The organism is Streptomyces sp. NPDC003697 (assembly GCF_053587115.1).
Genome location: NZ_JBSFNN010000070.1, coordinates 15936 through 36858 on the forward strand (window position 1 = coordinate 15936; position 20923 = coordinate 36858).

Sequence of the window (20923 nt, forward strand, 5' to 3'; positions counted from 1 at the left end):
GCGCTGCTCCAAAACGAGCGCACAAAAAGGGCCGGCCCCGTCCGCCTGTGCGTGGGCGGACGGGGCCGGCCCTTTCGGCCCGGGTCAGCCGAGCCGGTGCATCCAGCCGTGCTTGTCCTCCGAGATGCCCCGCTGGAGGTCCAGGAGGGCCTGGCGCAGCCTGAGCGTGACCTCGCCCGGCTCGCCGCCCGACTGCTGCCACTCGGCGGTCGCGCGCTTGACGGTGCCGACCGGGGTGATGACGGCGGCCGTGCCGCAGGCGAAGACCTCGGTGAGGGTGCCGTTCTCGGCGTCGCGCTGCCACTGATCGATGGAGACGCGGCCCTCCTCGGCCCGGTAGCCGAGGTCGCGGGCGACCGTCAGCAGTGAGTCACGCGTGACGCCCTCCAGGATGGAGCCCGTCAGCGTCGGGGTGACGATCCTGTCGCCGTAGACGAAGTACAGGTTCATGCCGCCCAGCTCCTCGACCCACCTGTGCTCCACGGCGTCGAGGTAGCAGACCTGGTCGCAGCCCTGCGCGGCGGCCTCGGCCTGGGCGAGCAGGGAGGCCGCGTAGTTGCCGCCCGTCTTCGCGTCGCCCATGCCGCCCGGAACGGCGCGGACGCGGTCCTCGGACGCCCAGATGGAGACCGGCTTCACGCCGCCCGGGAAGTAGGCGCCCGCCGGGGAGGCGATGACCAGGAAGAGGTATTCGTTGGCGGGCTTGACTCCGAGGCCGACCTCGGTGGCGATCATGAAGGGGCGCAGGTAGAGGGACTCCTCGCCGCCGTGCGCCGGCACCCACGCCTTGTCCTGCTGGACCAGCAGGTCGCAGGCCTCGACGAACGTCTCGACGGGCAGCTCGGGCATGGCCAGGCGGCGGGCGGAGGCCTGGAAGCGCCGGGCGTTCTTCTCGGGGCGGAAGGTGGCGACCGAGCCGTCGGGCTGCCGGTAGGCCTTCAGGCCCTCGAAGATCTCCTGCGCGTAGTGCAGGACGTGCGTGGCGGGGTCCAGCGGGATCGGCGCGTACGGAACGAGCTGGCCGTCGTGCCAGCCCCGGCCCTCCGTCCACCTGATCGTCACCATGTGGTCGGTGAAGTGGCGGCCGAAGCCGGGGCGGGCCAGGATCGCCTCGCGCTCCGCGTCGGAGAGCGGGTGGGCCGAAGGCTTGAGCTCGATCGTGGGCGTCGTCATCAGAGGAGGTCCTTCACTTCCTGACTCGGGGCGGGGCGGGCGGCGACGGTCTTCTCGGCCGGTTCTCCGGGGCGCGCCCCGGCGAAATGCAGCACCGGCTTCCGTGACGGGCCGCGACCACGCCCGCACGACCGGTGGCCGGTGCTAGGACGTCCGAGCATTCCCTCGTACCGCGGCTCCGCCTTCGATTATCGCGCGGCGTCGAGGCCGGAAGAAAACGGGGTGAATGCGGCCCACGGGTGATGGTGGCACCCGGGGCCGCACAGGGAAAGCCGCCGGGTGCGGATGCCACCCGGCGGCTTCCGGCGGGCCCGCCGCACCGCAGCGCGTCCCGGCGGGCCCGGAGCGTGGGAGCCCTGCCTGTTCCGGCAGGGCCGAGGGGTTGACCGAAGGGGTGGCCGGGAACCGCCGGGGGGCCGGGGAGAGGTCAGCCGGCCACTCGTACGGCCAGGGCGTCGCCGATCTCGGCGGTGCTGCGGGCGGCCTCGGCGGTGCGCTCCGCCAGGTCGGCGGAGACCGCGTCCTCGATGCGGGTCGCCTCGGTGTCGTAGCCGAGGTGGCGCAGCAACAGGGCGACGGACAGCACCGTGGCGGTGGGGTCGGCCTTGCCCTGGCCGGCGATGTCCGGGGCCGAGCCGTGGACCGGCTCGAACATGGACGGGAACTCGCGGCTCGGGTTGATGTTGCCGGAGGCCGCGACGCCGATGCCGCCGGACACGGCCGCGGCGAGGTCGGTGATGATGTCGCCGAAGAGGTTGTCGGTGACGATGACGTCGAAGCGCTCGGGCTGGGTGACGAGGTAGATCGTCGCCGCGTCGACGTGGACGTACTCGGTGGTGACGTCGGGGTACTCCGCGGCCACCTTGTTGAAGACGTCGGTCCACAGGTGCCCGGCGAAGGTCAGCACGTTGTTCTTGTGGACCAGCGTGAGCTTCTTGCGCGGGCGCGCCTGGGCGCGGGCGAAGGCGTCCCGGACCACGCGCTCGACACCGAAGGCGGTGTTGACGGAGACCTCGGTGGCGACCTCGTGCTCCGTGCCCTTGCGGATGGTGCCGCCGTTGCCGGTGTACGGACCCTCGGTGCCCTCACGGACGACCACGAAGTCGATCTGCGGGTCACCGGCGAGCGGGGTCGCGACGCCGGGGAGCAGCTTCGACGGACGCAGGTTGACGTGATGGTCGAAGGCGAAGCGGAGCTTGAGCAGGAAGCCGCGCTCCAGGACGCCGGACGGGACCGACGGGTCGCCGATCGCACCGAGCAGGATCGCGTCGTGCCGCTTCAGCTGTTCGAGGTCGGCGTCGGTGAGGGTCTCACCGGTGGCGTGGTAGCGCCGGGCGCCGAAGTCGTACTCCCTGGTCTCCAGCTTCACATCCTGCGGAAGGGCGGCGGAGAGCACCTTGAGCCCTTCGGCCACCACTTCCTGGCCGATGCCGTCACCGGGGATCACTGCGAGATCGATGCTGCGAGACATGTCGGCACCCTACTCCCCGTCCCATGGAATGACACGCCATGTCCGCGATGTGGACCACCGGAGGGGACGTCACCGGGACGCGCGCCGGGGCCGGGGCGCGGCACGACCGGTGGCGGCCGCGCCGCACCCGGCGGGTGCGGCTCCCGGCTCCGCGGATGGGCCGCGCCGGCTCAGTGGCCGGTCGAGCCGCCGTTGTCGCGGCGGTCGAGGGCCCGCTGGAGGGCGGCGGCGGCGTTCTTGCGGTCGGACTCGCTCGTACCGGAGAGGTGGCGGACTCGGCGGCGGACGGTCGTCTCGGGCATGGGACATCGACTCCTTCGAACGAGCAGGGAGTGCGGAAGAGGGGTGCGAGACTCCCCCGCTGCCGGAACGGCGCGGGAGGTTCCCCCGGAAAGTGCCTCGGAGCGGTGCCGCAGGGGTGACTGCACGGGGCCCGGCTCACGACCGCCATTCGCTGGATCGAGCGAGACGTTCGGCTCCTACAAAAGTAAGGGAGGGAAGCAGGCGTGTCTCCACTATTACTCGGACTTCCTACTATCTGAGACAGCGGAGCGGGTCACACGGCGGTGACCTGCGGGTTCGTCACACGGAATGGGGGGCCGTACGGACCGGCGACGGCGGAGGCAGCCCACCCGGGTGGAGGGGCGGCACACGCCGGGCCGCACGCCGGAGTGGCCGGCGTGACGCGGCGTCAGAGGACGTCGCCGTCGCGCCAGTCGAAGAGCAGCCCGGCACCGGGTCCCGCCCCGGCGGCGGACGCCGGCCACACGTACGTGGAGCGTCCTGCAGCAGGGAGCGCACGGCGAGGAGTTCGGCGGGGGTGAGGTCGGCGGTGTGGGCGGTGCGCAGGGGCGCGGTGCCCGGGCTGCGGGGAGCGAGCGGGGCGGGCGGTCATCGGCCCGGTGTCGGCGGCCCGGCCCCGCCCCACCAGAGCCCGGCACACGGCAGCCGGGCTCGCCTCGGCGCCGGTGCGGCCGGACCCCACGGCACCGCCCCCGGCCCGGGGATCGGGGCGGGGGCGGGGGCGGTGCCGTGGGGTCCGCGGGGGGTCAGCCCATGTGCGGGTAGGTGTAGTCGGTCGGCGGGACCAGCGCCTCCTTGATGGCGCGGGTCAGGGTCCAGCGCATCAGGTTCTGCGGGGCGCCGGCCTTGTCGTTGGTGCCGGAGGCACGGCCGCCGCCGAAGGGCTGCTGGCCGACGACGGCGCCGGTCGACTTGTCGTTGATGTAGAAGTTGCCGGCCGCGTAGCGCAGCTTCTCCATCGTGTGGGCGGCCGCGGCGCGGTCGTTGGCGATGACGGAACCGGTCAGCGCGTAGTCCGAGACCGACTCCATCTGGGTCAGCATCTCGTCGTAGGCGTCGTCCTCGTAGACGTGCACGGCGAGGATCGGGCCGAAGTACTCCGTGCGGAAGACCTCGTTCTCCGGGTCGGTGCACTCGATGACGGTCGGGCGGACGAAGTAGCCGACCGAGTCGTCACAGGTGCCGCCCGCGACGATCGTGCAGGACGGGTCCTCCTTGGCCCGGTCGATCGCCGCCTTGTTCCTGGCGAACGAGCGCTCGTCGATGACCGCGCCGAGGAAGTTCGACAGGTCGGTGACGTCACCCATGGTCAGGTGGTCGACCTCGGCGGCGAACTCCTCCTTGAAACCGGAGTTCCAGATCGAGGCCGGGACGTACGCACGGGAGGTGGCCGAGCACTTCTGGCCCTGGTACTCGAACGCGCCGCGGGTCAGCGCGGTCTTCAGCACCGCGCGGTCCGCCGACGGGTGGGCGACGAGGAAGTCCTTGCCGCCGGTCTCGCCGACCAGGCGCGGGTAGGAGCGGTACTTCTCGATGTTGCTGCCGACCGTCTTCCACAGGTACTGGAAGGTCTTGGTCGAACCGGTGAAGTGGATGCCCGCGAGGTCGCGGTGGGCCAGGGCGACCTCGGAGACCTCGATGCCGTCGCCGGTCAGCAGGTTGATGACGCCCTTGGGCAGACCGGCCTCCTCCAGCAGCTCCATGAGCAGCACGGCGGCGCGCGTCTGGGTGGGTGACGGCTTCCAGATCACGACGTTGCCCATCAGCGCGGGCGCGGTCGGCAGGTTGGCCGCGATCGCCGAGAAGTTGAACGGCGTGATCGCGTAGACGAAGCCCTCCAGCGGGCGGTGGTCGAGACGGTTCCACACGCCCCGGGAGTTGGCCGGGGGCTGCTCGGCCAGGATCTGGCGGGCGTAGTGGACGTTGAAGCGCCAGAAGTCGACGAGCTCGCAGGGGCTGTCGACCTCGGCCTGCTGGGCCGTCTTGGACTGGCCGAGCATGGTGGCGGCCGCGATCGTCTCGCGCCACGGGCCGGCAAGCAGCTCGGCGGCGCGCAGGATGATCGCCGCCCGGTCGTCGAAGGACATCGCGCGCCAGGCGGGCGCGGCGGCGAGCGCCGCGTCGATGGCGTCCTGGGCGTCCGCCTGGGTGGCGTTGCGGTAGGTGCCGAGGACGGCCTTGTGGTTGTGCGGCTGGACGACCTGGAACGACTCCCCGCCGCCCAGGCGCTTCGCACCGCCGATGGTGCAGGGCAGGTCGACCGGGTTGTCGGCCAGCTCCTTGAGCTTGGCCTCCAGGCGGGTGCGCTCGGGCGAGCCGGGAGCGTAGTCGTGCACCGGCTCGTTGACGGGGGTGGGGACCTGGGTCACAGCGTCCATGGGGTTACCTCTTCCGAGTGATTCCTGCTCCAGCGGGGCGGAGCCGGAGCGGTTGCGTGCGGTGTGCGTCGGTCAGGGCTTGACCATCACGGTCTCGCTGGGGCGAGCACCCGGCGACATCACCCCTTGCTGACCATCGAACGGACGAAGAAGCGAAGGTTGGCCGGCTTCTCCGCGAGCCGGCGCATGAAGTAGCCGTACCAGTCGGTGCCGTAGGCGGTGTAGACGCGCATGCGGTGGCCCTCGGCGGCCAGCCGCAGGTGCTCGTCGCCGCGGATGCCGTAGAGCATCTGGAACTCGTACTCGTCGAGCTTGCGCCCGGCGCTCCGGGCGAGCTCCTGGGCGACGGAGATCAGACGCGGGTCGTGGGACCCGATCATCGGGTAGCCGTCGCCCCCCATCAGCGTCCGCAGGATGCGGACGTAGGCCTTGTCGATCTCGTGCCCGTTCTGGTGGGCAACCTCGGCGGGCTCCTTGTAGGCGCCCTTGACCAGGCGCACCCGGCTGCCGCTCGCGGCCAGGCGGCGGGCGTCGGCCTCGGTGCGGAAGAGGTAGGCCTGGATGACGCAGCCGGTCTGCGGGAAGTCCTTCCGCAGCTCCTCGTGGATGGCGAACATCGAGTCGAGGGTCGTGTGGTCCTCCGCGTCCAGGGTGACCGTGGTGCCGATCCCGGCGGCGGCCTCGACGACCGGGCGGACGTTCGTCAGGGCCAGCTCGTGGCCGCCGGCCAGCGCCTGGCCGAACATCGACAGCTTGACGGACATCTCGACCCGCGGGCCGAGTTCCAGCGGCTTGAGGCGGTCGACCAGGTCCAGGTACGCGTCCCGGGCGGCGGCGGCCTGCTCGGGGGTGGTGATGTCCTCACCGACCACGTCCATGGTCAGCTCCAGGCCCCGGCCGGTCATGTCCTCGATGATCGGGACGACGTCGTCCACGGTCTCGCCGGGGATGAAGCGGTCGACGACCTGCTTGGTCACCGGGGCCGCCGAGATCAGGCGTCGCATCCGGTCGCTGCGCGACGCGGCGAGAATCACGGGACCCAGCACGGGGCACCTCCACAACAAGGAACAACAAGGCCGCAACCCGACGTCCGGGAACGGCACGGAGAACCACCGTGAAAGTTAGGGACCCATCCGATCGTCGGCCATCGACAGCTGTCACGCATCCGCGTCCTGGATCTCAGACAGGTGTATGAAGGCCCCGCCGTGATGCGGGAGAATGCCCGGGTGACGTCGGAACACAGGGGTGACTACCAGGAACTGGTCGACGAGATCTCGGAGCTGCTCGGCGCGCCGGCGACCCTGGAGAACCGGAACTTCGAGCTGATCGCCTTCGGCGCCTACGACAGTGAGGGCGACCTCGACCCGTCGGCCCTGGACCCGGTGCGCACCCGCTCGATCCTGACCCGCCGCTCCACGGCCGCGGTGCGCAGGTGGTTCGAGGGATTCGGCATCACGCGGGCCGCGGACCCCGTCCGGATCCCGCCGACCCCGGAGGCGGGCGTGTACCGGGGCCGGATCTGCCTGCCCGTGCGCCACCGGGGGGTCGTCCTCGGCTACGTCTGGCTCCTCGACGACGATCCCGGGCCCTCGGAGCAGCAACTGGCGGCCGCCATGCGGGTGACCGCCCGGATCGGCGCACTGCTCGCGGACGAGGCGCAGCACGGCGCCGACCTGACCCGGGAGCTGCGGGCGGTGCTGACCGCCGAGCGCGGCTGGCCGCGGGACGCCGCGGTGGCGGAGCTCCGCACGGCCCTGGGCGCCCGTGCGGACGGCCCGCACACGGTGGTCTGCGTGGCCCCCTGGCCGTCGGCCGATCCCGAGGACGCCCCGTCGGTGCGCACCCTGCCGGGGGCGACGGCGCTGTGCACCGTGCCCTGGGGCACGTCGGCCCAGTGCCTGGTGCTGCTGGTGCGGCTGCGCTCGACGGACAACCCGGCGCCGGCCGTGTCGGCGGCGCACCGGTTGCTGGAACGGGCCGGCACGCCGACACCGCCCGGAGCCGGTGCGGCGGCGGGCGCGGGCGCCTCCGGGCGGGCCGGCCCGGCCGCCGGGATCGCGGCGGCCCGCCGGGGGCTCGCCGAGCTGGGCGCGGCGTGGACGGAGGCGTCGGCCGCGGCCCGGGCCGCCTTGGCCGAACCCCGGCTCGGCCCTGTCGCCGACTGGGCGTCGATCGGGCCGTTCCGTATGCTCACCGGGCTGCCGCCGGAGACCGCCGTGGACCCCGCCGTCCGTGTCCTGCTCTCCCCCGCGCACCAGGAACTCGCCCGGACCGCCGAGGTGTACCTCGACTGCGCGGGCCAGGCCGGCCGCACCGCCGCCGGCCTGGGCATCCACCGCCAGACCCTGTACTACCGCCTGTCCCGCGTGGAGCAGCTGACCGGCCTGGACCTGGACGACGGCGAGGATCGCCTGCTGCTGCACATGGCGCTGAAGGCCGCACGGCTGTAGGCCCGGCGGCGCCCGGCGCCGGGCCGTACCGGAAACCCCCGCCGCGCACGACGGCGCCGGACGGGCCGGATCGACTCCGGGCCGTCCGGCGCCGTCACGACCGGGTCCGGCGGCGGGGGCCCGTCCGGCTCGCGCGGGACGGGCCGGCCGGGCCGGTCAGGGGTGTGCCCCGGGGTCGGGCTCAGACCAGGTTGACCGAACGGGCCGCCGTGGCGCCGATCTCTTCGGCGACCTCGGCCAGCACGCCGGGCGACACGGTGTCGTCGACCGTCAGGACCGCCAGCGCCTCGCCACCGGCCGCCGACCGCGCGACCTGCATGCCGGCGATGTTGAGGCCGCCCTCGCCGAGGATGCGGCCGACCGTGCCGACGACACCCGGGCGGTCCTCGTAGCGCAGGACGAGCATGTGGTCGGCGAGCGCCAGGTCGACGTCGTAGTCGCCGACCGCGACGATCTTCTGCACGTGCTTCGGGCCGGCGAGCGTGCCGGAGACCGACACCTCCTCGCCGTCGGCGAGCGTGCCGCGCACGGTGACGACGTTGCGGTGGTCCGCCGACTCCGAGCTGGTCGTCAGACGCACCTCCACGCCCCGCTCCTGGGCGAACAGCGGCGCGTTGACGTACGACACCGTCTCGTCGACGACGTCCTCGAAGACGCCCTTGAGCGCCGAGAGTTCCAGCACCTTCACGTCGTGCTGGGTGATCTCGCCGTACACCTCGACGTCGAGGCGGACCGCGACCTCGCCCGCCAGCGCGGTGAAGATGCGGCCGAGCCGCTCGGCGAGCGGCAGACCCGGCTTGACGTCCTCGGCGATGACGCCGCCCTGGACGTTCACCGCGTCCGGGACCAGCTCGCCGGCGAGGGCCAGGCGGACCGACCTGGCCACCGCGATGCCCGCCTTCTCCTGCGCCTCGTCCGTGGAGGCGCCCAGGTGCGGGGTGCACACGACCTGGTCGAACTCGAACAGCGGCGAGTCCGTGCACGGCTCCTTGGTGTACACGTCCAGGCCGGCCCCGGCGACGCGGCCCTCCTTCAGCGCCGAGTACAGCGCCTCCTCGTCGACGATGCCGCCGCGGGCGGCGTTGACGATGCGGACGCTCGGCTTGACCTTGCGCAGCGCCTCCTCGCCGATCAGGCCGAGGGTCTCGGGCGTCTTGGGCAGGTGGACGGTGATGAAGTCGGAGACCTCCAGCAGCTCGTCCAGCGTCAGGACCTTGACGCCCATCTGGGCGGCGCGCGCCGGCTGCACGTAGGGGTCGTAGGCGACGACCTTCATGCCGAAGGCGGACATGCGCTGGGCGACCAGGGCGCCGATGCGGCCGAGGCCCACCACGCCGAGGGTCTTCTCCGCCAGCTCGACGCCGGTGTACTTGCTGCGCTTCCACTCGCCGTTCTTCAGCGCGGCGTTGGCCTGCGGGATGTTGCGGGCGGTGGCCAGGATCAGACCGCAGGCCAGCTCGGCGGCGGTCACGATGTTCGACGTCGGCGCGTTGACGACCATCACGCCGGCCTTGGTGGCGGCGGAGACGTCCACGTTGTCCAGGCCGACGCCGGCCCGGGCGACGACCTTGAGCCTGCTCGCGGCGGCGACGGCCTCGGCGTCGACCTTGGTGGCCGAGCGGATGAGGATCGCGTCGACGTCGGCGAGGGCGGGGAGCAGTTCGGCTCGGTCCGCGCCGTTGCAGTGCCGGATCTCGAAGTCCGGGCCGAGCGCGTCGACGGTCGCGGGCGACAGCTCTTCAGCGATGAGTACGACAGGTTTCGAGCTCACGTGAGTCCTCACAAGTCAGGGGGCACCTCCATGCCTCCATGGCCATGGGGCGCTGCGGACGGCCGTCCCGACGGCCGCAGGCGGAGGAGGGCGCGGCGCCGGGGACCTGCGGGTGCGTTCCCGTGTCGTCCGGTGCGTGCTCTCGGACGACCGGACCGAGGCATCCGTAGCGGAGCTACCGGTGCCTGGGGCCGGTGCGGCGAGAGTGCGTGCCGGGCGGCGCGGTGGAGTGCCCGCACTTCCTCGGTGTCGCTTGGCCGCGTGGAAGACGCACGACGCTGTGGGCCTGACGCGTTTGTTAGTGCAGCAGTCTAGTGGCGCCGTCCCCGCCGCAATGCGCCGTCGCGGAAGGATCACCCGTCCGTGGCTGGACAGGGTGGACAACGCCGAGCGTCCGCTGTGAACGCCGACGTTACCGCCGGTTCGCCGAAGGGGGCCGGGGCGGTGCCGCCCCGGCCCCCCGGCATGAGGCCTACGCCTCCTCGTTCACCCAGCTCATGAGCTTGCGCAGCTCCTTGCCGGTGGTCTCCAGCAGGTGCTCGGAGTCCTGCTGCTTGTACTCGTTGTACTTCTTCAGGCCGCCGTGGTACTCGTCCATCCAGTTCTTGGCGAAGGAGCCGTCCTGGATCTCGGCGAGGACCTTCTTCATCTCGGCCTTGGTGGCGTCGGTGATGATGCGCGGGCCGGTGACGTAGTCGCCCCACTCGGCGGTCTCGGAGATGGACCAGCGCATCTTCTCCAGGCCGCCCTCGTACATGAGGTCGACGATCAGCTTCAGCTCGTGCAGGCACTCGAAGTAGGCGATCTCCGGCTGGTAGCCCGCCTCGGTCAGCGTCTCGAAGCCGGCCTTGACCAGCGCGGCCGTACCGCCGCAGAGGACGGCCTGCTCACCGAACAGGTCGGTCTCGGTCTCCTCGGTGAAGGTGGTCTTGATGACGCCGGCGCGGGTGCCGCCGATGGCCTTGGCGTAGGACAGGGCGAGCGCGAAGGCGTTGCCGGTGGCGTCCTGCTCGACGGCGGCGATGCACGGAACGCCGCGGCCCTCCTCGTACTGACGGCGCACCAGGTGGCCCGGGCCCTTCGGGGCGACCATGCACACGTCGACGCCGGCCGGGGGCTTGATGAAGTCGAAGCGGATGTTGAAGCCGTGGCCGAAGAAGAGCGCGTCGCCGTCCTTCAGGTTCGCGGCGATGGACTCCTCGTAGACCTGGGCCTGGAGCGGGTCCGGCACCAGGATCATGATGACGTCGGCCTCGGCGGCGGCCTCGGACGGCGTCACCACGCGCAGGCCCTGCTCCTCGGCCCTGGCCTTGGACCGGGAGCCCTCGTGCAGACCGACTCGCACGTCGACGCCCGAGTCGCGCAGCGACAGGGCGTGGGCGTGGCCCTGGCTGCCGTAGCCGATGACCGCGACCTTGCGGCCCTGGATGATGGACAGGTCGGCGTCAGCGTCGTAGAACAGCTCGGCCACTTTGGGTTCTCTCCTTGGATGCGGGTGGTGCGTCCCACCGTATGACGGTGGGGGGTCAGGACGTTTCCAGATCTCGCCATGCGGGCGGCCGGTTCCCCCGGCCGCCCGAACGGGTCGTTACGCCGACCGCTCGAGGGCGCGCAGCGAGCGGTCCGTGATGGAGCGCCCGCCGCGGCCGATCGCGATCGTGCCGGACTGGACGAGCTCCTTGATGCCGAACGGCTCGAGCATCTTGAGCATGGCCGACAGCTTGTCGGTGGAGCCGGTGGCCTCGATGGTGACGGCGTCCGGGGCTACGTCGACGGTCTTGGCGCGGAACAGCTGGACGATCTCGACGATCTGGGAGCGCGTCTCGTTGTCGGCGCGGACCTTCACCAGGACGAGCGCCCGCTGGACGGCCTGGCCCGCCTCCAGCTCGACGATCTTGAGCACGTTGACGAGCTTGTTGAGCTGCTTGGTCACCTGCTCCAGGGGCAGGTCCTCGACGGTCACCACGATGGTGATGCGCGAGATGTCCTCGTGCTCGGTGACGCCCACGGCGAGCGAGTCGATGTTGAAGCCCCGGCGGGAGAACAGGGCGGCGATCCGGGCGAGGATGCCCGGCGTGTTCTCCACCAGGACGGAGAGCGTGTGCTTGGACATGGGTGGTTGCTCTTCCCTCGCTCAGTCGTCTTCGTTGTCGCCGAAGTCGGGGCGGACGTCCCGCGCGGCCATGATCTCGTCGTTGGAGGTCCCGGCGGCGACCATCGGCCACACCATCGCGTCCTCGTGGACGATGAAGTCGACCACCACGGGGCGGTCGTTGACGGAGTTCGCCTCTTCGATGACCTTGTCCAGGTCCGCCGGGGACTCGCACCGGATCGCGTAGCAGCCCATGGCCTCCGCCAGCTTCACGAAGTCGGGGACGCGGGTGCCGGCACCCGGGCCCGTGGGCGCTGTGCCCGGCCCGGAGTGGAGCACGGTGTTGGAGTACCGCTGGTTGTAGAAGAGGGTCTGCCACTGCCGGACCATCCCCAGGGCACCGTTGTTGATGACGGCGACCTTGATCGGGATGTTGTTCAGGGCGCAGGTGGTGAGCTCCTGGTTGGTCATCTGGAAGCAGCCGTCGCCGTCGATCGCCCAGACCGTCCGGTCCGGCCGTCCGGCCTTCGCGCCCATCGCGGCCGGGACCGCGTAGCCCATGGTGCCCGCGCCGCCGGAGTTCAGCCAGGTGGCGGGCGCGTCGTACTCGATGAAGTGCGCGGACCACATCTGGTGCTGGCCGACGCCCGCCGCGAAGATCGTGCCCTCGGGGGCGAGCCGCCCGATCCGCTCGATGACCTGCTGCGGGGAGAGCGAGCCGTCCGCGGGCTGGTCGTACCCGAGCGGGTAGGTCTCGCGCCAGCGGTTGAGGTCCTTCCACCAGGCCGCGTAGCGGGACGCGGCGGCATCGCCCACATGGCCCTCGCTGTGCTCCCTCTGGACGGCCTGGACCAGGTCGGCGATGACCTCGCGGGCGTCGCCGACGATGGGCACGTCGGCGGCGCGGTTCTTGCCGATCTCGGCCGGGTCGATGTCGGCGTGCACGATCTTGGCGTGCGGGGCGAAGCTGTCCAGCCTGCCGGTGACGCGGTCGTCGAAGCGGGCTCCGAGGGCGACGATCAGGTCGGCCTTCTGCAGCGCGGTGACGGCGGTGACCGCACCGTGCATGCCCGGCATTCCCACGTGCAGCGGGTGGCTGTCGGGGAATGCGCCGAGCGCCATCAGGGTGGTGGTGACGGGCGCTCCGGTGAGTTCGGCGAGGACCTTCAGCTCGGCGGTCGCCTGCGCCTTGAGGACGCCGCCGCCGACGTAGAGGACGGGCCGCTTCGCGGCGGCGATGAGCTTGGCCGCCTCGCGGATCTGCTTGGCGTGCGGCTTGGTGACGGGCCGGTAGCCGGGCAGGTCCATCACGGGCGGCCAGGAGAAGGTGGTCTTCGCCTGGAGTGCGTCCTTGGCGATGTCGACCAGGACCGGGCCGGGACGGCCGGTGGAGGCGATGTGGAACGCCTCCGCGATGACCCGCGGGATGTCCTCGGCCCGGGTGACGAGGAAGTTGTGCTTGGTGATCGGCATGGTGATGCCGACGATGTCCGCCTCCTGGAAGGCGTCCGTGCCGATCGCCTTGGAGGCGACCTGGCCGGTGATCGCCACCAGCGCGACGGAGTCCATGTGGGCGTCGGCGATGGGCGTGACCAGGTTGGTCGCACCGGGTCCGGACGTCGCCATGCAGACGCCGACCTTGCCGGTGGCCTGGGCGTAGCCGGTGGCCGCGTGACCGGCGCCCTGCTCGTGCCGGACCAGGACGTGGCGCACCCTGGTGGAGTCCATCAGCGGGTCGTAGGCGGGAAGGATCGCACCGCCGGGAATGCCGAATACCGTGTCGGCGCCGACCTCCTCGAGAGAGCGGATGAGGGACTGCGCACCCGTGACGTGCTCGGGCGCGGGCTGGTGTCCTCCGGATCGGGGCCGCGGCTGCGGGTGATGGGCCCCGGTGGCCTGCTCGGTCATCGGCATTCTCTTCTCGATGCTGAGGGTTTTTGCGAGGGTCGTGCGGTGTGCGACTGCGGTGCGGCGGGTGCTGGTGCAACAAAAAACCCCTCGTGCCGCAAGGCAAGCGAGGGGAGCGCGTCGGTGAGGTCGCTGGGCGTTCCGGATCGTCGTCCGGTGTGTCCCAGGTCAGCCGACGCGCTGTCCAAGTACGAGAATTCGGGTGCGCATGCCACTGACCCTCCCCCGGCGCGCACCCGGTGTCAAGTGGGTGGGACGGGCGTCTCATTATGTGAGCGCAAAGCCGTCCCGCCTTGGAGTACGACCGTCACTCCGGCGGTGTACACGCCCGCGCCGCCACCGGCGAACGCCGGTTCGGCGGGTCCGTGCGGCACGGGGTAGCGCCCGGACGTGAGCGCCCGGCGCAGCCGGAACTCGTCGAGCGGTCCGGAGAACGCCATGCCCTGCCCGTGGGTGCAGCCCATCGCACGCAGGGCGACCACCTGCTCCGGCAGGTCCACGCCCTCGGCCACGGACTGCAGCCCGAGGTCGGCGGCGATGCGCAGCAGCCCCCTGGTGATCTTGTGCAGGCGGGCCGACTCGACGACGCCCTCGACCAGGCTCCGGTCGAGCTTCAGCACGTCGACGGGTAGGCGCCGCAGCGCGGTGAAGGCCGCGTGCCCACTGCCCAGGCCGTCCAGCGCGACGCGCACGCCCAGCCGCCTGAGCGCGCCCAGGCGCCGTTCCAGCTCGTCGAGGCCGACCCGCGGGTCGGTGTCGGACAGCTCCACGACCAGAGAGCCGGCCGGCAGTCCGTGCCGGGTCAGCAGCGTCTCGACCGCGCCGGGGGGCAGCGAGCGGTCCAGCAGCCGGCGGGCGCCCATCCGGATCACCAAGGGCACGGACACGCCGCTCCGGGCGCGCTCGGCGGCCCGCTCGAGGGCCTCCTGGAGCACCCAGCGGCCCAGTTCGGCGGTCTTGTCGCTGTCCTCGGCCACCCGCAGGAACTCCGCGGGTGTGAAGAGCACCCCCTGCGAGGAGCGCCAACGCGCCTGGGCGGCGACCGACGCGATCCGGCCGGTGGCCAGGCAGACCACCGGCTGGTGCAGCAGCGTGAACTCGCCGTCGCGCAGGGCGGCCCTGAGCCGGGTGGCCAGCTCCGCCTTGCGGACGACGTCCTGCTGCATCTGCGGCTTGTACAGCTCGACGCGGTCCTTGCCGGCCGCCTTGGCCCGGTACATGGCGAGATCGGCGTTGCGCAGCAGTTCGCCCGCCCCGAGTCCCGGCTCGGCGAAGGCGACGCCGATGGATGCGGCGACGCGGACATCGTTGCCGTCGATCAGGTAGGGCGCGGAGAGGGTGGTCCTCAGCCGCTCGGCGAGCTCCAGGATGTCCCCCTCCCGGGCCGCCCGGTCGCGGCTGCCGTCCCCCACGATGAGGGCGGCGAACTCGTCGCCGCCCAGCCTGGCGGCGGTGTCGCCCTGGCGGACGGCGTCCTGGAGTCTGCGGGCGGCCTGGACGAGCAGTTCGTCCCCGGCCTGGTGGCCGATGGTGTCGTTGACGGCCTTGAAGCCGTCGAGGTCGATGAAGAGCACGGCCGTGCCGCGGTCGGAGGTCCGGCGGCCGGCCAGCGCCTGCTGCACGCGCCTGGTGAACAGGGCGCGGTTGGGCAGGTCGGTGAGCGGGTCGTGCTCGGCGTTGTGCTGGAGCTGCGCCTGCAGGCGCACCCGTTCGGTCACGTCCCGGCTGTTGAGGATGAGGCCGCCGTGGTGGCGGTTGATGGTCGACTCGACGTTCAGCCAGCCGCCGTCGCCGGACCGGAAGCGGCACTCGATGCGCGTGGTGGGCTCCTGGAGCGGGCTGGCGGCGAGGAACCGCCGCACCTCGTGCACCACGCGGCCGAGGTCCTCCGGGTGAATGAGCGCGGCCAGCTCCGTGCCCACCAGCTCCTCCGCCGGCCGGCCGTACACCCCGGCGGCGGCCGGGGAGACGTACCGCAGGACGCCGCTGGGGGCGGCGATCATGATGACGTCGCTGGAGCCCTGGACCAGGGAGCGGAAGTGGTTCTCCTGCTGGGCCAGTTCCTGGGCGAGGACGATGTTGTCGAGCAGCACGATGCCCTGGCGCACGACGAGGGCGAGCACGACGGCACCGGCGGTGATCAGGACCACCCGGTCGACGCTGTGGCCGTTGAGCACGTTGTACAGCACGCCCAGGGTGCAGACGGCCGCGGCCAGGTACGGCGTGAGGGCGGCCAGCGAACCGGAGATCGGGCGCGTGGCCGGATACCGCCCCCGGTCGGGCTCCGGTGGGCGCGGGGCGAGGTGCCGGTCCTGGCCCGGTGGCTCCGGCGGACGTCCGCGGGGCGGGTGCGGCGCGGGCGGCGGCGGAGGCGGGTCCTGCCGGAGCGGCTGCGGTGGGCGCGGCGGTGTCCAGTGCGTCTGCGGGTGCCCTCCGGGGCGGACCGCCCCCCGGGGGCCCGGCAGCAGCTCTCCCGGTACCGGGTCCTGCGGCGCCCGCTCGTGGCCGTCCTCGTCGCGCCGCACGGCCGGCGTCCCGGCCCAGGGGGCGTAGGCGATGAGCAGCGAGCCGGCGAACCAGCCCGCGTCCAGCAGCTGGCCGGAGTGGTAGCTGCTGTGCAGCAGCGGCGAGGTGAACAGGGCATCGGACACGACCGTCAGGGCCAGCCCGCCGATGGCGGTGTTCACCGCGCAGCGGTTGCCCGCCGACGGCCTGACCTGCAGCGCGATCACCATGCTGACCAGCGCGATGTCCAGCAGGGGGTACGCCAGCGACAGCGCGGTGTGCGCGACGCTCGGCCCGTCGAACCGGGCCGCCTGCGCGAGGGCGAGGCTCCAGGACAGCGTGAGCAGCGAGCCGCCGATCAACCAGGCGTCCAGCACCAGGCAGACCCAGCCGGCCCTCGTCACCGGCCGTTTGGCCAGAACGAGCAGGCCCACGATGGCGGGCGGTGCGAAGCACAGGAAGAACAGGTCGGCGTAGCTGGGGCTGGGCACGGGCTCGTTCAGGACCACCTCGTACCACCCCCAGACCCCGTTGCCCAGGCAGGCCATCGCCGAGGACAGGGCGAACAGCATCCACGCCAGCCGGTAGCGGACACGGCTGCTGCGCGCGTACAGGGCGCAGGAGACGGCGGCGGCGCCGGCCGCGACGCTCAGCCCGAAGTCACCCATGACGAGCGCGAGCCTGCTGGAGCCCCAGCCGAGCGCGGAACCGACGGCGTATCCCCCGCACACCAGGGCCAGCACGAGCTGGGGCACCATCCCCGGCCCGCCGCCCGAGACCTGTGGGCGGGGCGGCGGCGACCCCGGCGAGGGTTGGGCACGCGGCACTCCGCGACGGGCGGTCGCGGTGGGTGGGGGCGGGCTCACCGGTCCCTCCCGCTCCGCGCCGCCGGGCCCCGCGGGCTCCGGTGCGCCGAATGTGCGTGCCTTCTGCGCACGCCGTGCCCGCGGTGCTGCCGAGTGCTCTGCCGAACGCCGGGACGGCCGCGTCTGCGCGCCGTGTACCGGGGCCGCCTTCGACGGCTCCGCCGCGTCGGATCGTTCGTCCATAGGCCGTGCATCGCCCGTCGCCCCCCTCACAGTCCGCAATGTCCATCCCTCGCGCCGAACGGTGCGCGGCGCAGCCCCTGTCGGGGACGATACACCAGTCTCGTCACTCAGGGACATAGTTCCTCTACGCTCCGTGACGACCAGCGCATATGCGGGCACGGACCGCGTCCGCAGGACTGCGCACGGTACGCGAAGCGGATCAGATGCTTGTCGTCCCCGTCGTCAGGATCACGTTCGTGAGCGGCTCCCGGTTCACGAAGCAGTGCAGCTGGTTGACGAGCAAGCGCTTGGCACGCGGCAGGAACGCGGACGTGGGCCCGCCGACGTGCGGGCTGATCAGCACGCCCGGCGCGTGCCACAACTGGTGCCCGGGCGGGAGCGGTTCCGGGTCGGTGACGTCGAGGGCCGCGGTGAGACGGCCGCTCTCCAGCTCGGTGAGCAGCGCCTTGGTGTCGACGACGGGGCCGCGCGCCACGTTGACGAGGAGCGCGCCGTCCTTCATCCGGGCGAGGAAGTCCGCGTTCACCAGGCCGCGTGTGGCCTCCGTCAAGGGCGTTGACAGGACGACGACGTCGGCGTCCGGAAGCAGGGAGGACAGATCGGTGAGCGGATGCACCGGGCCGCGCGCCGTGGTGCGTGCGGAGCGCGCCACGCGCGCCACCCGCGCGACCTCGAACGCCGCGAGCCGGTCCTCGATCGCGGCACCGATCGATCCGTAGCCCACGATGAGGACGTTCCGGTCGGCGAGCGCCGGGCGGAACCCGCCGCGCCACTCGCCCCGGTCCTGGGCGCGCACGAAGTCGGGGATGCCGCGCAGCGAGGCCAGGATCAGCGCGAGGGTGAGCTCGGCCGTGCTCGCCTCGTGCACCCCACGGGCGTTGCACAGCCGCACGCCCGAGGGCAGGTGCCGCAGTCCCGGCTCCACGTGGTCGATACCGGCCGACAGGGTCTGCACCACCCGTACCGAGGTCATGCGGGGCAGCGGACGCGTCCCGATGCCGCTCGGCCTCATGTAGGGCACGACGTAGAAGGCGCAGTCGGCCGGGTCGGCGGGGAAGTCCTCGGCGCCGTCCCAGAAGCGGTAGGCGGGACCGTCCGGGAGCCCCTCGATCTCGTCCGGCGGAATGGGCAGCCACACGTCATCAGTCATGGTCAGGAGGCTATGTCAGGGGGCCGCGGAGGCAAGGGTTAGGTTGGGTGGCCCAGGACAGGGAGGGTTACGGCGAGGTGGAGCGCAGGACGATCGGCGCGGCGGCACTCGCGGTGGGGGCCGTGGGACTCGGGTGCATGCCGATGAGCTGGGCGTACAGCGCGTCGCGGCAGCGTGGCGACGAGTCGCTCAGGGCCGTGCACCGGGCGCTGGATCTCGGCTCGACGCTCCTGGACACGGCCGACATGTACGGCCCGTTCACCAACGAGCTGCTGCTGGGGCGGGTGTTGAGGCAGCGGCGGCACGACGCGTTCGTGTCGACGAAGGTGGGCCTGCTGGCCGGCGAGCAGCACCTCGTGGCCAACGGCCGTCCCGGCTATGTGCGACGGGCCTGCGACGCGTCCCTGCGCCGGCTGCAGACGGACGTGATCGACCTCTACCAGCTGCACCGCGCCGATCCCGAGGTGCCGGTCGAGGAGACCTGGGGCGCGATGGCGGACCTGGTGCGGGCCGGGAAGGTACGGGCCCTGGGCCTGTGCGCCGTGGGGGCCCGCGGCGGGCGCCGGGCGGGGGCGCGCAGCGGGCTGCACGACGGGACGATCCGTCAGCTGGAGCGGGTCCAGCAGGTCTTCCCGGTCAGCGCCGTGCAGGCCGAGCTGTCGGTGTGGTCGCCGGAGGCGCTGGAGGCGCTCCTGCCGTGGTGCGAGGCGCGCGGGATCGGCTTCCTCGCGGCGATGCCGCTCGGCAACGGCTTCCTGACCGGGACGCTGCTGCCGGGGGCGGGCTTCGAACCGGACGACGTCCGCGCCCGCCATCCCCGTTTCACGGCCGAGATGATGGCCGCCAACCAGCCGATCGTGGCCGGGCTGCGCCGGGTGGCCCGCCGCCACGGCGAAGGGGTCACCCCCGCGCAGGTGGCGCTGGCGTGGGTGCTGTCCCGCGGCCGTCACGTGATCCCGGTGCCGGGCGCCAAGCGGGAGCGCTGGGTCGCGGAGAACGCGGACGCGGCGGGGCTGCCGCTGACGCCGGAGGATCTGGCGGAGCTGGGGCGGCTGCCGGCGGCACAGGGGTCGTGGGACTGAGCCCGGTACGGGGGAGACACTTCGTGGCGCGTTCCGCCGTGGCGCGCGCCGGTTCGGAGCGGCGCGCGCCCGGCGCGTACGGGTCTGCGGCTGTGCGCCGGAGCTGCCGGAAGAGGTGCCCGGGCTCCCGTGCGCCGCGCACCGCCTGACCGGGGAGGCGGCCGCGGCCGGCCCTGATCCGGGCCGACACCGGAGTGGAAATCCGCTGCCGCGGGCGTCCGATCGCGGCGTCCGGGCACCTGGGAGGCGCGAGCGGGGTAGGACAGGAAGAACCTGCCGCGGCGAAGGGACCATGATCGTGCGACGTCGAGCTGTGGCGGCCGTGCTGGCCGCGACCGCGCTGCTGCTGACGGCCGGCTGCTCCTCCGGCGGCGAAGGGGCGCCGCCCTCGGGCGGTGGCCGCACGGCACCGAGCCGTGCGGCCACGGGGAGCCCGCCCGCGCAGCGGCCGGGTGAGGAGACGGCCCCCGCCAAGGGCTCGGTGACGGTGCTGCGCACGGTGGCGGAGGGTCTGAACTCCCCCTGGGGGCTGGCCCCGCTGCCCGAGGGCGACCTCCTCGTCTCCTCCCGCGACCAGGCGACGATCACCCGGGTCGACGGCACGACCGGCGCGAAGACCGAGCTGGGCAAGGTGTCGGGCGTGTCACCGGAGGGCGAGGGCGGCCTGCTCGGCATCGCCCTCTCCCCCGGCTACGCCTCCGACCACATGGTCTACGCCTACTTCACCTCGGCCTCGGACAACCGCATCGTCCGCATGCTGTACGACGAGAAGAAGCCGCCCGGGGAGCAGCTCGACGCTCCCGACACGGTCTTCAGGGGCATCCCGAAGGGCGTCATCCACAACGGCGGCCGGATCGCCTTCGGCCCCGACGGGATGCTGTACGCGGGCACCGGCGAGAGCGGCGACCGGGGGCTGAGCCAGGACACCGGGTCCCTGGGCGGCAAGATCCTGCGGCTGACCCCGGAGGGCGAACCGGCCCCGGGGAACCCGTTCCGCGGCTCCCCGGTCCTCTCCTACGGCCACCGCAACGTGCAGGGACTGGCCTGGGACGGCAGGCAGCGCCTGTTCGCCTCGGAGTTCGGGCAGAACACCTGGGACGAGCTGAACGCGATCGAACCGGGCGGCAACTACGGCTGGCCGAACGCGGAAGGCCGGTCCGGCAACCCCCGGTACCGCGACCCCCTCACCCAGTGGCACACGGACGAGGCCTCGCCGAGCGGCATCGCGTTCGCCGGGGGGTCCCTCTGGACGGCCGCGCTGAAGGGGCAGCGGCTGTGGCGCGTCCCGTTGCGGGGCACCCGGGCGTCGGCTCCTCCGCAGGCCTTCCTGACCGGGCGGTACGGCCGCCTGCGGACGGTCGTCGCGGCGGGCGGCGACCGGCTCTGGCTGGTCACCAGCAACACCGACGGCCGGGGCGACCCCCGGCAGGGCGACGACCGGATCCTGGAACTGCGGGTGAGGTAGCGCCGGCGCCTCCGTCCTGCCCGTCACGCCGGACTAGTGCCGCGGCAGGCAACGTTTGCCCGTCAAGGAGCGGCGTCCGGTGCGTGCTCTCGGCGTGCCGGCCGGACGCCCTCGTACTGGATGTAC

At 72.5% G+C, this 20923-nt stretch carries 14 protein-coding genes; 3 read left to right on the top strand and 11 right to left on the bottom strand.

The window, feature by feature from the left end; all coding sequences use genetic code 11:
* Window positions 1-84 precede the first annotated feature (84 nt).
* The 5 genes from ACWDNY_RS23790 to ACWDNY_RS23810 form a co-directional block, all read right to left on the bottom strand.
* Window positions 85-1173, bottom strand: coding sequence for a branched-chain amino acid aminotransferase (locus ACWDNY_RS23790; RefSeq protein WP_451647823.1), 1089 nt, complete (start codon window positions 1171-1173; stop codon window positions 85-87).
* Between the two features lie 427 nt (window positions 1174-1600).
* Window positions 1601-2644, bottom strand: coding sequence for a 3-isopropylmalate dehydrogenase (locus ACWDNY_RS23795; RefSeq protein ID WP_451647824.1), 1044 nt, complete (start codon window positions 2642-2644; stop codon window positions 1601-1603).
* Between the two features lie 170 nt (window positions 2645-2814).
* Complete coding sequence (locus ACWDNY_RS23800) at window positions 2815-2946, bottom strand: hypothetical protein (protein ID WP_451647825.1); 132 nt, start codon at window positions 2944-2946, stop codon at window positions 2815-2817.
* A gap of 747 nt (window positions 2947-3693) precedes the next feature.
* Window positions 3694-5325, bottom strand: a complete 1632-nt coding sequence (pruA, locus tag ACWDNY_RS23805; RefSeq protein WP_451647826.1) for an L-glutamate gamma-semialdehyde dehydrogenase — start codon at window positions 5323-5325, stop codon at window positions 3694-3696.
* 119 nt (window positions 5326-5444) lie between these two features.
* Window positions 5445-6371, bottom strand: coding sequence for a proline dehydrogenase family protein (locus ACWDNY_RS23810; protein WP_451647827.1), 927 nt, complete (start codon window positions 6369-6371; stop codon window positions 5445-5447).
* A 162-nt stretch (window positions 6372-6533) separates the two neighbouring features.
* On the opposite strand from ACWDNY_RS23810, the gene ACWDNY_RS23815 reads away from it, so the two are divergent.
* Entirely contained in the window at window positions 6534-7775 is a 1242-nt protein-coding gene (locus ACWDNY_RS23815; protein ID WP_451647835.1) for a PucR family transcriptional regulator, read from the top strand.
* Between the two features lie 181 nt (window positions 7776-7956).
* On the opposite strand, the gene serA is transcribed toward ACWDNY_RS23815, so the two are convergent.
* The 6 genes from serA to ACWDNY_RS23845 form a co-directional block, all read right to left on the bottom strand.
* Window positions 7957-9546 (bottom strand): phosphoglycerate dehydrogenase, encoded by a 1590-nt coding sequence (serA, locus tag ACWDNY_RS23820; RefSeq protein ID WP_451647828.1) that lies wholly within the window; start codon window positions 9544-9546, stop codon window positions 7957-7959.
* A gap of 472 nt (window positions 9547-10018) precedes the next feature.
* Window positions 10019-11017, bottom strand: a complete 999-nt coding sequence (gene ilvC / locus ACWDNY_RS23825; protein WP_451647829.1) for a ketol-acid reductoisomerase — start codon at window positions 11015-11017, stop codon at window positions 10019-10021.
* A 117-nt stretch (window positions 11018-11134) separates the two neighbouring features.
* On the bottom strand, window positions 11135-11659 hold the full coding sequence (ilvN, locus tag ACWDNY_RS23830; protein ID WP_451647830.1) for an acetolactate synthase small subunit: 525 nt from the start codon (window positions 11657-11659) through the stop codon (window positions 11135-11137).
* 21 nt (window positions 11660-11680) lie between these two features.
* Entirely contained in the window at window positions 11681-13552 is a 1872-nt protein-coding gene (locus ACWDNY_RS23835) for an acetolactate synthase large subunit (RefSeq protein WP_451647831.1), read from the bottom strand.
* A gap of 236 nt (window positions 13553-13788) precedes the next feature.
* Window positions 13789-16917 carry an EAL domain-containing protein gene (locus tag ACWDNY_RS23840; RefSeq protein WP_451647832.1) on the bottom strand — a complete coding sequence of 1043 codons (3129 nt, stop codon included), beginning with the start codon at window positions 16915-16917 and terminating at the stop codon, window positions 13789-13791.
* 382 nt (window positions 16918-17299) lie between these two features.
* Window positions 17300-18250: a 2-hydroxyacid dehydrogenase gene (locus ACWDNY_RS23845; protein ID WP_451647833.1), complete on the bottom strand. Its 951-nt coding sequence runs from the start codon at window positions 18248-18250 to the stop codon at window positions 17300-17302.
* A gap of 77 nt (window positions 18251-18327) precedes the next feature.
* Between ACWDNY_RS23845 and ACWDNY_RS23850 the strand changes: the two genes are divergently transcribed.
* Together ACWDNY_RS23850 and ACWDNY_RS23855 are read left to right on the top strand one after the other, a co-directional pair.
* Window positions 18328-19332, top strand: coding sequence for an aldo/keto reductase (locus ACWDNY_RS23850; protein ID WP_451647836.1), 1005 nt, complete (start codon window positions 18328-18330; stop codon window positions 19330-19332).
* A 292-nt stretch (window positions 19333-19624) separates the two neighbouring features.
* Window positions 19625-20797, top strand: coding sequence for a PQQ-dependent sugar dehydrogenase (locus ACWDNY_RS23855; RefSeq protein ID WP_451647834.1), 1173 nt, complete (start codon window positions 19625-19627; stop codon window positions 20795-20797).
* The last annotated feature ends 126 nt before the right edge of the window (window positions 20798-20923 follow it).

Bases quoted from the DNA above. Each gene is read 5' to 3' on its own strand.
- ACWDNY_RS23790 (WP_451647823.1), bottom strand. From the start codon at position 1,173: ATGACGACGCCCACGATCGAGCTCAAGCCTTCGGCCCACCCGCTCTCC.
- ACWDNY_RS23795 (WP_451647824.1), bottom strand. From the start codon at position 2,644: ATGTCTCGCAGCATCGATCTCGCAGTGATCCCCGGTGACGGCATCGGC.
- ACWDNY_RS23800 (WP_451647825.1), bottom strand. From the start codon at position 2,946: ATGCCCGAGACGACCGTCCGCCGCCGAGTCCGCCACCTCTCCGGTACG.
- pruA (WP_451647826.1), bottom strand. From the start codon at position 5,325: ATGGACGCTGTGACCCAGGTCCCCACCCCCGTCAACGAGCCGGTGCAC.
- ACWDNY_RS23815 (WP_451647835.1), top strand. From the start codon at position 6,534: ATGCGGGAGAATGCCCGGGTGACGTCGGAACACAGGGGTGACTACCAG.
- ilvN (WP_451647830.1), bottom strand. From the start codon at position 11,659: ATGTCCAAGCACACGCTCTCCGTCCTGGTGGAGAACACGCCGGGCATC.
- ACWDNY_RS23835 (WP_451647831.1), bottom strand. From the start codon at position 13,552: ATGCCGATGACCGAGCAGGCCACCGGGGCCCATCACCCGCAGCCGCGG.
- ACWDNY_RS23845 (WP_451647833.1), bottom strand. From the start codon at position 18,250: ATGACTGATGACGTGTGGCTGCCCATTCCGCCGGACGAGATCGAGGGG.
- ACWDNY_RS23855 (WP_451647834.1), top strand. From the start codon at position 19,625: ATGATCGTGCGACGTCGAGCTGTGGCGGCCGTGCTGGCCGCGACCGCG.